General features: G+C 68.8%; 5 protein-coding genes. 3 read left to right on the top strand and 2 right to left on the bottom strand.

Annotation, left to right across the window (positions count from 1 at the left end; genetic code table 11):
• Nucleotides 1-33 precede the first annotated feature (33 nt).
• Both HCU76_RS18555 and HCU76_RS18550 read left to right on the top strand, forming a co-directional pair.
• Entirely contained in the window at nt 34-5,517 is a 5,484-nt protein-coding gene (locus tag HCU76_RS18555; protein WP_218510280.1) for a DUF4347 domain-containing protein, read from the top strand.
• A gap of 198 nt (nt 5,518-5,715) precedes the next feature.
• Nucleotides 5,716-13,158: a DUF4347 domain-containing protein gene (locus HCU76_RS18550; protein ID WP_218510279.1), complete on the top strand. Its 7,443-nt coding sequence runs from the start codon at nt 5,716-5,718 to the stop codon at nt 13,156-13,158.
• Nucleotides 13,159-13,203: 45 nt separating this feature from the next.
• Here the strand turns inward: HCU76_RS18550 and HCU76_RS18545 are convergent, their stop codons facing one another.
• Nucleotides 13,204-14,025 (bottom strand): NAD-dependent protein deacetylase, encoded by an 822-nt coding sequence (locus HCU76_RS18545; protein WP_213957340.1) that lies wholly within the window; start codon nt 14,023-14,025, stop codon nt 13,204-13,206.
• Between the two features lie 566 nt (nt 14,026-14,591).
• On the opposite strand from HCU76_RS18545, the gene HCU76_RS18540 reads away from it, so the two are divergent.
• The gene (locus HCU76_RS18540) at nt 14,592-15,281 is read left to right on the top strand and encodes a hypothetical protein (protein ID WP_218510278.1); all 690 of its coding nucleotides are present in this window, start codon (nt 14,592-14,594) and stop codon (nt 15,279-15,281) included.
• Between the two features lie 392 nt (nt 15,282-15,673).
• Here the strand turns inward: HCU76_RS18540 and HCU76_RS18535 are convergent, their stop codons facing one another.
• Nucleotides 15,674-16,459, bottom strand: a complete 786-nt coding sequence (locus HCU76_RS18535; protein WP_213957341.1) for a 1-acyl-sn-glycerol-3-phosphate acyltransferase — start codon at nt 16,457-16,459, stop codon at nt 15,674-15,676.
• Nucleotides 16,460-16,466 lie beyond the last annotated feature (7 nt).

Below are 16,466 nucleotides of genomic sequence, written 5' to 3'. Positions count from 1 at the left end.
GACCACGAGCCGCAAGGCAGCAGGGGAAGTCAGATGTTCAATCGCAACCCACAGCGTCGCCACGGCGAAGTCGACCTGATGACCGCGTCCATGGACATGCGCGGGGCGATGCACCTGCATGCCCTCGAAGCGCGCGTGCTGCTGGATGCGGCCGCCGCCGGCACCGCCGCCAAGGTGGTGGCCGACAACCCGGTGCATGCCGAGCAGGCCGCGCACGACGCGCAGGCTTCGGCGGCGGAACTGGCGCAGGCCCTGGCCCATGCGAATCCGCCTGCCGCGCCGCCGGCACCTGAGGCACAGCCCACGCCTGCGCCCGTGCCAGTCGCCAGCGCCGCTACCCCGGTCGCGACCGCCGCCCCTGCCACCGACCTGTACTTCGTCGACGCCGCGCTGCCCGATGTGCAGCAACTCGTGGCGGCACTGCCCGCCAATGCCGAGGTCCACTACATCGCGCCCGGTACCGACGGCATCAAGGACATCGCACAGGCCGTGCAGGGCCGCACCGGCATCGCCTCGATCCAGATCATCAGCCACGGCTCGGCCGGCGAGCTCGACCTGGGCACGGCGGTGCTCACCACGGCCAGCATGCAGGGCCAGTACCACGACGACCTGGTCGCCATCGGCCGCAGCCTGACGGCCAATGGCGACATCCTGCTCTACGGTTGCGACTTCGGCGCCGGCGCGGACGGCCTGCACGCGATGGAACTGCTCGGCAACATCAGCGGCGCCGACATTGCCGCGTCGGCCGACACGACCGGCGCCGCGGCCTTCGGTGGCAACTGGGTGCTGGAAGACCACACCGGCCCGATCGAGGCCCAGGCGGTTGCGGCACCCGATTGGGACCACGTGCTCGCACCGCCGGTGCAGACCGTTCCCTCCTTCCGCATCATCGGCACGGACACCGCATTGATCTTCAGTGACGCAAACGCCATCAGTGTCAGTGACGCCGACGGCGACCTGAGCAGCACCGAGCTCACCGTGACGCACGGGGCGCTCAACGTCGTGCCAACGGGCGGTGCCACGATCAGTGCCGGTGCCAGCGGAACGCAGACGCTGACCATCAGCGGCACGCAGGCGCAGATCAACGCCACGCTGGGCACCCTGACCTACCTGGCCGACACGGGCTACATCGGGCTCGACTCGCTCACCGTGACATCGCGCGACGCCAGCGCGGCCGCGAGCACGGACACCATCGGCATCGGCGTCGTCCCCGCGGTTCCCGCCCCGCCGCCCATCGTGCCGGTGCTCGCACCGTCCGCCGCGGCGCCCATCGTGCTCCTCGCGGTCAACACCATGGTCAACGGCTCCTTCGAGACCGGCAGTGGAACGGGCTGGACTGGCAATGCGGGGTTCGAGGTCGGCGCCGGCAGCATGTACAACCCAGGCGCCGGCGCCGCCGATGGCACGCTGGTGGTGGAGGTGGAAGGTGGTTTTACGGGCGTGCCATCGTATGTCGAGCAGAGCCTTGCAACAGTGGTCGGCCAGACCTACTACTACTCGATCCAGGCTTCCACGCGGACCCAGATCACGGTCGGAGACCGGGGCATCATGTCGATCAATGGCGCCGAGGTGCTGCGATTCACGACCGGTGCAGCGTGGACGACTTACACGGTCAAGTTCACCGCGACCAGCACGACGACGCTGGTGCGAATCACGTCGGACGGCTCGACGAGCCAGCCCGATTTCACCTACGGCGATTTCCGCGGGCCCGGCGACGGTGTCGGCCTGATCCTCGACGACGTCCACTTCCAGACCAGCGACTACGCGACGACCTACACCGAGAACGGCGCGGGCGTCGCCATCGCCAGCGCCGACGCCCAGGTGCTGGACAACGACAGCACATCGATCGCCTCGTTGCGCGCGATCGTCAGCAACGGCCAGGCGGGCGACGTGCTCGCTGTCTCCGGTGCATTGCCGGCGGGCATCACCGCCAGCTACAACGCGAGCACCTTCACGCTGACGCTGTCCGGCGCGGCGACGCTGAAGGACTACCAGACCGCCTTGCGCGCGATCCGCTACTCGTCGACCTCGGAGAACCCGAGCACGGTGGATCGCAGCATCAGCGTGATCGCCAATGACAGCACAAGCGACTCGACGCCTGCCATCTCGACGGTCAAGGTCATCGCGGTGAACGATGCGCCGGTCAACACGATTCCTGCGAGCTGGACCGGTCCCACCAACCGGGGCATCCCGCTCACGGGCCTGTCGGTGTCGGACCTCGATGCCGCCAGCGCCCCGATCTCCGTCAAGCTCACGGCCAGCAGCGGCACCCTTGCCGCCACATCCTCCGGCGTGGTCGGCGTGAGCGGCAGCGGCTCTGCCTCCGTCACGCTGACCGGCACGCTGGCGGACATCGACGCCTACCTCGCATCGGCGTCTGCGCCCGTCTTCACGGCGACGACCGGCTTCACGGGTGTCGTCAACGTCACGATGCTGACCAACGACAACGGCAACACCGGCACCGGCGGCGCGCTCACCGACACCGATACCGGCATCATCAATGTCACCGCCCGCGTCAACGAAGCCCCGATCAACGCCGTGCCCGGCGCGCAGACCGTGGCGGAGGACACTTCGCTCCCCTTCACCGGCGTGAACACGATCAGCGTCGGCGACGTGGACACCAATCTCGTCAGCACGCGGCTCAGCGTCGCCAACGGCACGCTGCTCGTGAGCCTTGCCGGCGGCGCCACCATCAGCGCCGGTGCCAACAACTCCGGCACGCTGACGCTGTCGGGCACGCAGGCGCAGATCAACACGGCGCTGGCCACGCTCAGCTACCTGGGCAACGCCAACTACAACGGCCCCGACACGCTGACGGTGCTGTCCACCGATGCCGGCACGCCGGCGCTCACCGACTCCGACACGGTCGCCATCAACGTCACGCCGGTGCCCGACGCGCCCGTGAACACGGTGCCCGGCGCGCAGACCGTGCCCGAAGACTCGCCACTGGCCTTCACCGGCGCCAGCCTCATCAGCGTGAACGACCCCGACGGCGACCTGGCCACGGTGCAGCTCAGCGTGGGCAACGGCCTGCTCAACCTGAACCTGGCCGGCGGCGCCACCATCGTCGCGGGCGCCAACGGCAGCGGCACGCTCACGTTGTCGGGTACGCAGGCGCAGATCAACGCCGCGCTGGCCTTGCTCACCTACCAGGGCAACTCGAACTTCAACGGCAACGACACCCTCACGGTGCGCTCCACCGACGGCACGTCGCTGACCGGCACGAGCACCGTGCCCATCACCGTCACGCCGGTGCCGGACGACGTGGCGGTCAGCGGCCTCGCAGACGGCACCGTGGCCGGCACCGACGCGCAGGTCCGCGAGAGCGCCCTGCCCGGCGGCAGCGACGCGGGCGGCGCCGGCCTGGGCGCCACCGGCACCTTCACGCTCGGCCCGCCGGCCAACCTCACGAGCCTGCGCATCAACGGCGGCGCGCCCCTCACCACGGCGCAACTGAGCGCCGCCACGCCCGGCGCGCCCATCACCATCGTCGGCGCCCACGGCACCTTGCAGATCACCGGCTACAGCGCGGCCGGCGTGGCGACGTACACCTACACGCTGACCAGCGCGGCCGACCACAGCGGCGGCACCGTGAACGACGGCTTCGTGCTGACCACCATCGATGCGGATGGCGACACGACCACGCCGGGCACGCTGGCCATCAACATCCTGGACGACACCCCCATCGCGCGCAACGACATCGATGTCGCGATCAACATCCCCGGCCAGCCGAGCAGCGTGGCGGGCGGCAATGTCTTCACCGGCGCACAGGACGCCACCGATCCCAACACCAACGACGGCGTCGCCGACACCGCGGGTGCGGACGGCCCCGCGACGCCGGTGGTGACCGGCGTCATCGCCGGCACCGGCACGCCGGTCGCGGGCAACCTCGGCACGACGCTCGCGGGCACCTACGGCAGCGTCACGCTCAACAGCAACGGCAGCTACACCTACAACCCCGACTTCGCCAACGCCACCGTGATCGCACTCACGCCGGGCCAGCAGGTCACCGACGTCTTCACCTACCAGATCAGGGACGGCGATGGCAGCCCCGCCACCGCCACGCTGAGCATCGACGTGGTGGGCGTGCCCTCCATCGTCGGTCTCAACGATGCGGGCAGCAGCGACGGCCAGGTGCTCGAATCGGGCCTGGCCGGTGGCAGCGCGCCGGGCGCGGGCCAGACGCTGGACGGCACCTTCCTGATCGTCGTGTCGCCCGGTTTCCCGCTGGTAACGCTGACGGTAGGCGGCACCACCTTCACTGCGGCGGAATTGCAAGGCTTCAGCACCGCAGCCCCATCGGCCGACATCGTCATGGCGCATGGCGTACTGCAACTCACCGGCTTCGACCCCGCCAGCGGTGTCGTCGACTACGTCTTCACATTGAACGTGAGGGCCGACCACACCGGCGGACAGGTCTTCGACAGCACCACCTTGTCCATGACCGACGCCAAGAGCAACAACACGGCGGGCTTCCCGAAGACGCTGGCCATCGAGATCATCGACGACGCGCCCTCGGCCCCCGGCGACAGCTACGCCAAGCCGATCGGCACGGTGGTGATGGGCTCCAACGGCACTTTTGTCTTCACGCCTGCGCCGGGCTATGCGGGCACGACGCCCGCCACCACCTTCACGGTAAGCGACGGGCATGGCGGCGAGACCTCGGGCAAGGTGTCGGTGGAGGTGGCCCCGCCGCCGCCGGTGACGGTGCCGGAGCCGGAGCCGCCGGCTCCGGAACCGCTCCCCGGGCCACTCGGCGAAGCGCCGGTGTACAGGGATTTCGTGTTCGTGTACGGGCCGACCGACACCGCCCCGGCGACCATGCGCGACGTGTCCTTCGTGCCGCTCGAAGGTGCGCAAGGCGCGGTGGTGGCGGCCGTCAACGGCATCGACTCGCTCGGGGGCACCGAGCTGGCGACTTCGCGCATGGTCACCGGCGATCCGTCGTTCTATCGCCCGCTCGCCTCGGTCATTCGCGACACCGCGCTGCGCGACCGCACCCGCTTCAGCCTCTGGAATCCGCAGCGCACCCGCTTTGGTGGCAACGAGTTGGCCGTGGCGACTTCGCTGCGGCTTTTCGGGACGCCGGGCAAGACGGACGTGATCCTGGAGATGAACACCGACGGGCACCAGATCCTGATCGGCGTGGACGACGCCTCCACCGGCAAGGCGCCCGTGCGCCGCGTGAGCGCGACGCTGGCGGACGGCCGGCCGCTGCCCGGCTGGATCCGCGTGGACCCGAGCGGGCTGATCCTGATCGATCCGCCCGCAGGCACCGAGCGCATCTCGCTGCGCATCACGGTGGAACGCCGCAATGGCGAGACGCATGTGCACAACGTGGACATCGACGCTGCCAACACCGTGATGCAGGAACGTCGCAGCAACCTCAAGCCGCGCGGGGAGCGCCGTGCCGATGCGGCCGGGCCCGTGTCGCCGGGCGACTTCGCGAGCCAGCTGTCGCAGGCGAGCAGCCGGCTTGTCGAAGTCGATGCCGAACTGCTGGACGCCCTCGGTTGACGTGGGTATGCCATCGTCCGATTGCAAAGGGACCGCGACCTGGCCGGGAAAGGCGCTGCGCAGCAGCGTGCCCGGTCGGCTGCGCCGCTTCACACTGGCTTCAGGACGCCTGCCGGCACTGGTGCAAGCGCCCGGATAAGCGCAATATCCACCTTGCCGACACGATTCGTTGACACGTGCAACAAGGCTTGGAGTTGAATGTTCAAACGCGATCAACCTCATCACCGCCACGTCGACTGGGCCCGGAGCGCGACCGACCTCTCGTTGCCCATGCATCTCCAGGCACTCGAGCCGCGCGTCCTGCTGGATGCCGCCGCCGCAGCCACCGCCGCGGCGCACGTGCCCGACCACCATGCCGACGGCGTGCAGGCCGCGCACGACGCGCAAGCCTCCACGGCGGAATTGGCACAGGCGCTGGAGCATGCGAACCCGCCCGCCGCACAGCCAGCGGCACCGCCCGCCGCGATGCCCGCGGCCGCTGCGCCGGCTGCACCGGCTGCCACGGCGCCCGCGGTCTACTTCGTCGAACACGACCTGCCCGACGTGGCGCAACTCGTGGCCGCCCTGCCCGCGAACGCCGAGGTGCACTACATCGAGCCCGGCACCGACGGCGTGAAGGACATCGCGCAGGCGCTGGCCGGGCGCACCGGCATCGGCGCCATCCACATCCTGGCGCACGGCTCGGCCGGCGAACTCGACCTGGGCACGGCGGTGCTCACCACGGCCAGCATGCAGGGCCAGTACCACGACGACCTCGTCACCATCGGCAACGCCCTCGCGGTCCACGGCGACATCCTGATCTACGGCTGCGACTTCAGCGCGGGCGACATCGGCCTGCAAGCCGCGAACACGCTGGCGAACATCACGCATGCCGACATCGCGGCGTCGACCAACGACACCGGCGCGGCCAGCCTCGGCGGCGACTGGGTGCTGGAGACGCACATCGGCGTCATCGACACCAAAGCCGTCGCGGCGCCCGACTGGAACCACGAACTGGCCGCCAACACGCCGACCATCATCCCGTGGACCAGCGACTCCACGCAGGACGGCAAGGGCGTCGGCACCATCACCCTCACGCCCACCGCGGGCGGCACGGCGCGCGTCATCAACATCGCAATGGATTCCTTCACCGGTCCGGGCGCTTCCAATGGCGGCGTGAGCTACGGCGTCAACTACGCGGCGTCGCCGGGAAGCGACAGCGTGGCGACGGGCGCCGTGAATGGCAACGGCGTCCAGAGCCTCGCCGTGAATGCGTCGTCCAACGGCACGAGCTACCCGGCGTCGATTTCGTTCACGAGCCCGACCGGCGGCGCTGTCACGCTGGTCGACCCGATCATTCTTTTGAATTTCGTCCTGACCGGCTACACGGTCACCTTCACTGGCGTGCCGGCGGCCAACATCACCATCCTGGACGACAACGTGGGGGCAGTGGTCAATGGCAGCACCGTCAGCTTCACGGCCGGCGCCGGGAACGGCGCCTCGATGGCTGCCATCCGCCTGACCGGCAACTACACGAACTCGATCCCCTTCACCACGTCGAACACCACGGTCAACGGCTCGGTCGGCATGAACCTGCTGGTCAACAACGTCGACGTGGCCCTGTCCTCGAACCAGGTGCCGGCGGCGCAGGCCGCGACGGAAGACGTGCCCAGGGTGTTTTCCACCGCCAACGGCAATGCGATCCAGGTGGTGGACATCGACGGCGACCTGGCGGGGCAGAACCCCATCACCACCATCACGCTCACGGGCACCAACGGCACCATGACCCTGTCGGGCATCGCGGGGTTGACCTTCTCCGTGGGCGACGGCACGAGCGACGGGGCGATGACTTTCTTCGGCACGCGCAGCGCCGTCAACGCCGCGCTGAACGGCATGTCCTTCACCGGCACGCAGGATTTCAGCGGCACGGGCACGGTGCAGATCGCCTCGGCCGTGGCGGGCGACGCCACCGGCACGCACACCAATTCCGTGACGCTGAACATCGCCGCTGCCAACGACGCGCCGGTGCTCGACCCCGCCGCCGCCGCGCCGGCGCTACCCGCGGTCAACGAGGACTCCGCGCTGCCGAGCGGCGCCGTGGGCCTGCTGGTGTCGGGCATCGTCGGCGCCAACGTGACCGACGTGGACGCGGGCGCCGTCAAGGGCATCGCCATCACCGGCGCCGACGCCACCAACGGCACCTGGTACTACTCGATCAACAGCGGTTCGACCTGGACGGCCATCGGCGCCGTCTCCAACGCGAGCGCGCTCCTGCTCAACACCACCAACACGCGCGTCTATTTCCGCCCGAACGCGGACTTCAACGGCACGGTGGACCCGGGCCTCACCTTCCGCGCCTGGGACACCACGAGCGGCACCAATGGCACGCTCGCGAGCACCGCGGTGAACGGCGGCACGACGGCGTTTTCCGCGGCGACCGACACGGTGTCGGCCTCGGTCACGGCGGTCAACGATGCGCCGGTCAACAACCTGCCCGCCGCGGCCTGGACCACCAACGAAGACGCCAACGTGCTGCTGCCCGGCCTGTCCGTGACCGACGTCGACGCGGCCGGCGGCACCATCACCGTCACGTTCAGCGTCACCTCGGGCACCCTCTTCTCTCCCGCGGGCGGCGGCGTCAACGTCACCGGCAACCTCACCAGCTCGGTCACCCTCTCCGGCACGCTGAGCAACATCAATTCGCTGCTGGCGGGCGGCACGCCGCTGGTCTTCACCCCGGTCAAGGACTTCAACGGCAGCGTCACCCTCACGATGCTGACCAACGACGGCGGCAACACCGGCACCGGCGGCGCGTTGACCGACTCCGACACGAAGACGATCACGGTCGTCGCGGTCAACGATGCGCCGGTGCTCGACCCGGCCGCGGCGGCGCCTGCATTGCCCTCGGTGCTCGAGGACGCGGCCGTCCCCACCGGTGGCGTCGGCCTGCTGGTCTCGGCCATCGCCGGCGCCAACGTCACCGACGTGGACAGCGGCGCCGTGAAGGGCATCGCCATCACCGCCGCAGATACCGCCAACGGCACCTGGTACTACTCGATCAACAACGGCTCCACGTGGCTGGTGATGCCCGCCGTGTCCGACGCCAATGCGCTGTTGCTGACCAACGCGGGCAGCTCGCGCGTGTTCTTCCGGCCGGGCCCGAACTTCAACGGCAGCGTCGACCCCGGCCTCACCTTCCGCGCATGGGACACGACCAGCGGCACGAACGGCGGCGTGGCCGACACGCGGACCAATGGCACCACCACCGCCTTCTCGCTCGCCACCGACACGGTGTCGGCCTCGGTCACGGCCGTGAACGATGCACCGGTGAACACGCTGCCCGCCACCTTCACCACGAATGAGGACACCCCCCTCACGCTGACCGGACTGTCGGTCGCCGATGTCGATTCAGCGGCGGGCGTCATCAGCGTGCAGTTCACCGTCGCGTCGGGGTCGCTGTCGGCCACTTCCGGGGCCGGCGTCACGGCCACCGCGTCAAACCGCGGCCTGACCCTGACGCTCAGCGGCACGCTCGCCGACATCAACGCCTACCTCGCCTCGGCCCTCGCCCCGGTATACACGCCCGACGCGAACATCAACGGCCCGGTGACACTGACCATGCTGACCAATGACGGCGGCAACACCGGCACCGGCGGCGCGCTCACCGACTCCGAGACGTCCACCATCACCATCGTGGCGGTGAACGACCCGCCCATCCTCTCGCTCGCCGGCGACGTCGTGGTCAATGGATCGTTCGAGAACGGGGGCCAGGCCTGGTCCACCAACAGCTCCCTGTTTGAAACCAACCCTGTCTCGTCCTACGGCGCGCCCGCGTCCGGCGCAGGCACCAAGGTGCTGGAAGTCGAAGGCGCCGCGATGTCGCCGCAGTCCACGCCGACCTGGGACCAGACCACGTTCAACACCGTCGGGGGCCAGACCTACCGGCTCTCCTTCATCGCGACCAAGCGTAACGGGAATACCGCCGACTTCGGCTTCGTGGCGGCCGAAGGCGTCACCTTGCTCAACTTCACCACCACATCGGCGTGGAACACCTACACCGTCACTTTCACCGCGACGGATGCCACGACGTTCATCCGCTTCACATCGATCGGCAGCTCCGGCGGCTCCTTTGTGCAGCCGGGCGATGGCGTGGGGCTGCTGCTCGACGACGTGCAGGTGCGTCCGGTGGACACCCCGTACCTCACCACCTACACCGAGAACGGCCCGGCCGTCGCGATCGCGCCGACGCCGGGCATCCTCGACGTGGACAACGCCAACATGGCGTCGGCCAAGGTCGTGATTGGCAACGGCGTGGCCGGCGACGTGTTGTCGGTAGTCGGCGCCTTGCCGGCCGGCATCACGGCGAGCTATGACGCGGCCAGCTTCACGCTGACGCTCAGCGGCAGCGCCACCAAGGCCAACTACAACACGGCGCTCAGCCAGGTCTTCTACCAATCGACTTCCGACGACCCGCCCGCCGCCGCGCGTTCCATCCTGGTGACGGTGAACGACGGCAGCGCGGACTCCAACACCGCGGTGACCAGCGTCGCCATCGTCCAGGTCAACGATGCGCCGGTGAACACCCTTCCGGCCGCCGGCTACTCAGGCGCCCAGAACCGCGGCATCGCGCTCACCGGCCTGTCGGTCGCCGACGTGGACGCCGAAAGCGGCACGATCAGCGTGCAGTTGAGCGTGTCGGGCGGCACCCTGGCAGCGGCGTCTGGCGCGGGCGTGACGGTGGCCAATTCGGGCACGGCCTCGCTGACCCTGAGCGGCACGCTGGCCAGCATCAACGCCTACCTCGCTTCGTCTGCGGCGCCGGTCTACAGCCCGGCCGCCAATGCGACGGGCGGCGTCACGCTGACGATGCTGACCAACGACGGCGGCAACACCGGCGGCGGGGCACTGACCGACACCGACACCACGACCATCACGGTGCTGCTCGACAGCGACGGTGACGGCGTGCCCGACGTGACCGACATCGACGACGACAACGACGGCATCCTGGACACCGTCGAGAACACCTTGCCGCCCTCGCTGGTCGACGGCTCGAACGAAGGCGCGGTCGGCGTTGCATGGACAGAGAGCACCAACACCGCCAGCCTCAACGGCAACATCACGGGCACCGGATGGACGCCGGTGGCCGGCACGCCGGACACCTGGAAGGGACCCTTCTCGCTCACCGGAACGGGCTTCTGGGCCGGCGCGATGAACGGCGTGCCGGGCGCAGCCGACGGGCAGGTCTTCATCGGTCTCTACGGCGGCTCTGCCGACGAGACGATGACCCGCACCATTCCCGTGTCCGCCGGCATCCAGGTCGGGGACAAGGTCCAGATCAACTACAACGAGATCTTCGGCGGCGTGGCCGGCCTGACACCGGTGGGCCAGAGCACCAACTTCATCTTCACCATCGACGGCGTCGCCTACCAGGGCGCTTCGATGACCTATACCGGCAACGTCCCCAAGACATGGACCGCGGACGTCATCACCTTCACCGCGACGACCAACTCGCCGAAGATCGTCGTCTCGATCAAGCCGACCGGTGAATACAACTACCTCGGCTTCGACAGCTTCGAGGTACGCAAGGTGGCAGCCATCACGGCCGCGCAGGACCCGGACGGCGACGGCCTGCCCAACAGCCTCGACCTCGACAGCGACAACGACGGCATCCCCGACAACATCGAGGCGCAGACCACCGCCGGCTACATCGCGCCGTCGGGCCAGGGCGCGGCCATGACCGACGTGGATCGCGACGGCCTGGACGACCGCTACGACGCCAACACCGCGAGCACGGACCCGACGCTCAGCAAGGGCCTCACCCCGGTCAACACCGACGCCGCCGCGCCGGTGCCCGACGCCATCCCCGACTACCTCGACCCCGACAGCGACAACGACGGCACGCCCGACATCGCCGAGCGCCGCGACGGCCTGCCGACCACGATCACCAGCACCACCGACACCGATCACGACGGCCTGCTCGACATCTTCGAGGGCGGCACGCCCAACAACGGCTACAAGGTGACCGGCGCCGTCTACAACGGCACCACCTTCACCCTGGCCGACACCGACGGCGACACCACGCCGACGGGCGCCGGCGCCGTGCCGCTCAGCGCCGACTTCGACTACCGCGACAACACCAACCGACCCTTCATCGACCTCAACTCGGTGGCCAGTGCGGCCGATACCGCGCGCAACAACACGGTCAACTATTCCGACGGCGCGCCCGCCGTGAAGATCGCCACCGCCGCAGCCGACGTCAACGACGCGGGCGAGAACGACCTGCTCACGATGCACATCCAGGTGGCGTCTGGAATCCTCGACGGCGCGGCCGAGATCCTGACCATCGGCGGCATCGACTTCCCGCTGAACGCCAACAGCACGCGCACGCTCACCGTGGGCGCGACCACCTTCTCGGCGGCCTACACGACCCCCGGCGGCTTCACCATCACCCGCAACGGCGGCGGCGCGATGCCGCAGGCCGACCTCGACACCCTGGTGCGGGGCATCGCCTACCGCGACACGCTGGGGCATGTCACCACCGGCAACCGCACGCTGATCTTCGACGTGGTCGACAGCACCGGCCTGGTGTCGCCAGCCGCGGTCGCGACCATCGCGGTCACGTCGAACAACACGGCGCCGGTGGCCGTGGACGACACCTTCAGCACCAACGAGGACACATCCCTCGCGCTGCCGCTGGTGGCCAACGACACCGATGCCAACAACGACCCGCTGAGTGTCTATTCGGTCAACGGCGTGACGCTCTCCGGCGGCGTGCAAGCCGTGATCGTGCCGCACGGCGTGGTGCTGGTGGCGGCGAACGGCACCCTCAGCTTCCAGCCCACGGCCGACTACAACGGTCCCGTCACCTTCGATTACGTGGTGCAGGACGGCTTCGGCGGGCAGGACACCGGCACCGTCAACATCACCGTGATCCCGGTGAACGATGCGCCGGTCAACCACGTGCCCGGCACGCAGACGGTGGACGAGGACACCTCGCTGGCCTTCACCGGCGCGCAGCTCATCAGCGTGAACGACGTGGACGGCAACCTGGCCACCACGCGGCTCACGGTGAACAGCGGCACGCTGACGGTGAGCCTGGCCGGCGGCGCGACGGTGAGCGCGGGCGCCAACGGCACGCAGGCGCTCACGCTGTCGGGCACGCAGGCGCAGATCAATGCCGCGCTGGCCACGCTTGGCTACCCGCGCCGACGAACTGCACGAGCGTGCCGGCACCACGCGGCAGCCAGCCAACGGCCGCCGCGCCGAGGCGGCGCACCCTGCCTATCCGGGCGACTTCTCGGCGCAACTCGCGCAGGCGAGCCGCCGCCCGGCGACGATGGATGTTGCGTTGCTGGAGGCGTTGACTTGAGCCGGTCCGAATCCCGGATGGGGGCGCGGGCCGAGGGCGGCGGGTATGCCCCTCCGCGAATGTCCCCCGGCCTTCGGCCTCCTCCTTTATTTCGCTGCGGGGGACACCCACCGCCCTCGGCCCAAGACAAGTCGCGTCGTGCTGGCCGATCGACCCCTGCGCGTCCGGGTCACGTTGGTGGTGTGCTCCCGCCCAGGCCCCCAGCCACGGTCGCAGCAGACACCGAAAGTTGCAAGCGTCGGGGCAGTTTCATCCTGGCGCGCCATGACGCTGCGACTCACCACCACGCATGACGACATGGCAAACGCAGTGCCGCAGGCGCATTTGGAGGGTGGGTATCACTCCAGGCCTGCGGCCAGCTCCGCGAGCGCCTCGCCAACAGGACGCTCCACCTTGAGCGCCAGCAGGTCATCCGCCCGCGTGCGCCCCAAGTTCACCGCCGCCACCGGCTTGCCGGCCGCAGCCGCGGCCTGCACGAAACGGAACCCCGAATAAACCATCAGCGATGAGCCTGCGACCAGCACCGCGTCGCATTCGGCGAGCGCGCTTCGGGCGTCCGCGACGCGCTGTGCCGGCACGCTCTCGCCGAAGAACACCACGTCGGGCTTGAGCACCCCGCCGCAGTGCTCGCACGCAGGCACGTCGAAGCTCGCGAAATCGCGGCCGTCGAGATCGGCATCGCCATCCGGCGCGATACGTGCCTCGAAGCCCGCCCATGCCCGATTGCGCCGCAGCAGGTCCGCCTGCAATGCCGCGCGCGGACTCCGGGTGTCGCAGGCCATGCAGCGCACGGCGTCGATGCGCCCGTGCAGGTCGATCGTGTTGCGGCTGCCCGAGGCGCTGTGCAGGCCGTCGACGTTCTGCGTGAGCAGCAGCCCGACGTGGCCCGCGCCTTCCATTCGCGCCAGCGCGAGGTGCGCCGCGCCGGGCCGGGCCCCCGCCATCACGGGAAACCCGATCATGCTGCGCGCCCAGTAGCGCCGCCGCGTCAATTCATCGCCCATGAAGGCCTGGTAGGTGACCGGTGCCGGCCGCTTCCAGTCGCCGTTGCCGTCGCGGTAGTCCGGAATGCCGGATTCGGTGCTGCAACCCGCGCCGGTGAGCACGAACAGGCGGGGGTGTCGAAGCACGAAATCGGCAAGCGCTGCGGCGGAATCCATGGGCTCGGAGGCTAAGGCAGAACCCATTTCCTTGTTCTTTGGCAGGGCGGGTCTCGCGGGAAGGATCGACACCGCGCATGAGAACTTTCTCACGCCCTCGCGGGAAACCGCTGCATTCCAGAGAACCAACCCGCACATATGTATTCATTGATTGTGTACACGATTGTTTACATTTCTTCCATTCATTTAACAACTTGCTCACGCCAATGTTTTCCCCGTGCCCGACGCCGACGAATAGAACGTCCCTCACCCTTTCCCTGATTGCAGCCGCGACCGCCCTGACTCTGACCGGTTGCGGCGGCGGTGGCGGTTCCCAGGGCTTTGCCTTCGCACCCACGCCGGTCCCCCAGGCGCCCGCACCCGTTGCACAAGCACCCATTACGCAAGCGCCCGCGCCTGTCGTGGAAGCGCCTGCGCCCGACGCCGGCGGCGCGCCTGCACCCGCTCCTGCACCCGCTCCTGCACCCGACACCGGCGGCAGCGCGCCCCCGCCCGCACCCGCACCCGCGCCTGGTCCGGCGCCGGGTCCGGCACCGGCACCAGCACCCGGCCCGGCGCCTGCTCCCGTGCCCAAGACCTGGAGAGACGCGGACTGCAGCCACCCGGGCACCGCCCTGCCCGCCTGCTCGACCAATTTCTCCGACCATGACGCGAAGGTCAGCGTCGTTGCCGACAACGGCGTCAACGTGCTCCAGCTCGAAACCGGCCACGCCCCCAACACCACGCCGAGCGCCAACAACCAGGCGGTGGGCAACAAGGCCGTCTTTGGCCTGACCTTCCTCGACAAGATGAAGCTGACCGACTTCCCCGGCATCAGCTTCAAGATGAAGCTGAACACCGATGACACGACGACTGCGGGCGACGCCTACGTCAACTACGCCATCAGCCGCGACTGCACGGGCGCCGGCTGGATGAACTTGGTGACGGTCTCGAAGGACATGGTCATCGACGGTCCGGATGACGATGGCTACTTCACTTACACCGCCAGGATCGACGAAGTGAAGTGGGCGAAGACCGGCACTGCCGCTTTCCCCAACGCGACCAATCCGTTGCTGAACGGTTCCAACGGCACCGGCGGCGTCCTGACGCTCAAGGCGTTCACCGACGCCTATCCGGATGCATGCATCTACAACTACCCGCACCTGCCGGCCGGCGTGACCCCGGCGGTGGTGATCAACCTGGGTCAATCCAACACCGACACGGACAAGAAGTCCTGGGTGAAGGAATTGAAGATCGGCGACGTCACGGTGTTCTGAAGGACATCGATCGGTTGATGCAAGAGGCGCCCCGTGTGGGCGCCTTTTTTTGCATCGATGTAGTCCCAGGCCCACAGCCCTCATGCGACTTTTTCCGGCACCGCTCGTCTGATGGGATGGCGAATATCCGCTATCCCTCCCGGGAAATCGTTACCCTCCTCCCGGCGCCCCTCGGCGTCGTTTCAACAGCGCCCTTCGGGGCGCTGCTTTTTTGGGGCACTCATAACGGTTGTCGATATCGCCGAGCGTTCCGCGACGCATGAAACTTGGACGGGGGCGCAGGGGCGCGGTCCGAAGGCGGCGGGGGACATTCGCGGAGTGGAGTACGCCGTCGGCGTGATCCCGCCCCGGCGCCCATGCGCAGGCTTGGACGGCCGACGAGAGCAGTCGCCTCAGGCCGCCGCCCGGGGCGAAGCAGGTGAATTCGCGGGTGGGTTGACTGTCTGTCTGCGCAGCACGTCGATATCGGTGTGCAAGCTTTCGGCCCAAGCGCGCCGGTCGCGACCCTGCGGATCCTGCGGCTCCCCGAAGCGCACGAAGGCGGTCAGCGGCGGCGCGCACAGCGTACGCCAGACCGAGTCGAGCAGGCTGTCGTCGCCGATATAACTGGGGGCGAAGCTGGTCTCGCCGGTGGATGTCTCCGCGAAGCGAAGCGCGGCGGGCAGCACCGGGGCGCCCGACGAGATGGCCGCCTGCAGCAGGTTGGCATGGAAGGGCAGCAATTCCCGCCCGTCGCCGGTCGTGCCTTCCGGAAAGACGGCGATCAGGTCGCCGCCGCGCATCGCGTCGGCCATGTGGTGCACCACGCGCAGCGCGTCGCGCGGGCGTTCGCGCTCGATGAAGAGCGTGCCCGCCTCGGCCGACATCATCCCCAGCATCGGCCAGTGCCGGATGTTCGACTTGGCCACGAAGCGCACATGCTGCGCCGCATGCACCGCCAGGATGTCGAGCCAGGACAGGTGGTTGATGACCACCAGCATCGGCCCATGGCCCGGCGGCGTCCCCTGCACCACCACCTGGATGCCGAACACGCCGAGCATGCCGCGCGCCCAGTCCTGCACGCACCTGGCGCGCTCATCGGGCGTGCGCCGCGCGAAGGTGAAGCGGATCGTGCACCAGCCCTTGAAGGCATAGGCGATGGCGTACAGCAGCTTCCAGCAGGCAATGACGGAGCGCATCGGCGGC

It is taken from the genome of Variovorax sp. dw_308, from assembly GCF_019207085.1.
Lineage (GTDB): Bacteria > Pseudomonadota > Gammaproteobacteria > Burkholderiales > Burkholderiaceae_C > Variovorax.
The sequence above is the reverse complement of the archived record's forward strand: the minus strand, read 5'-3'. Positions and strand labels throughout refer to the sequence as shown.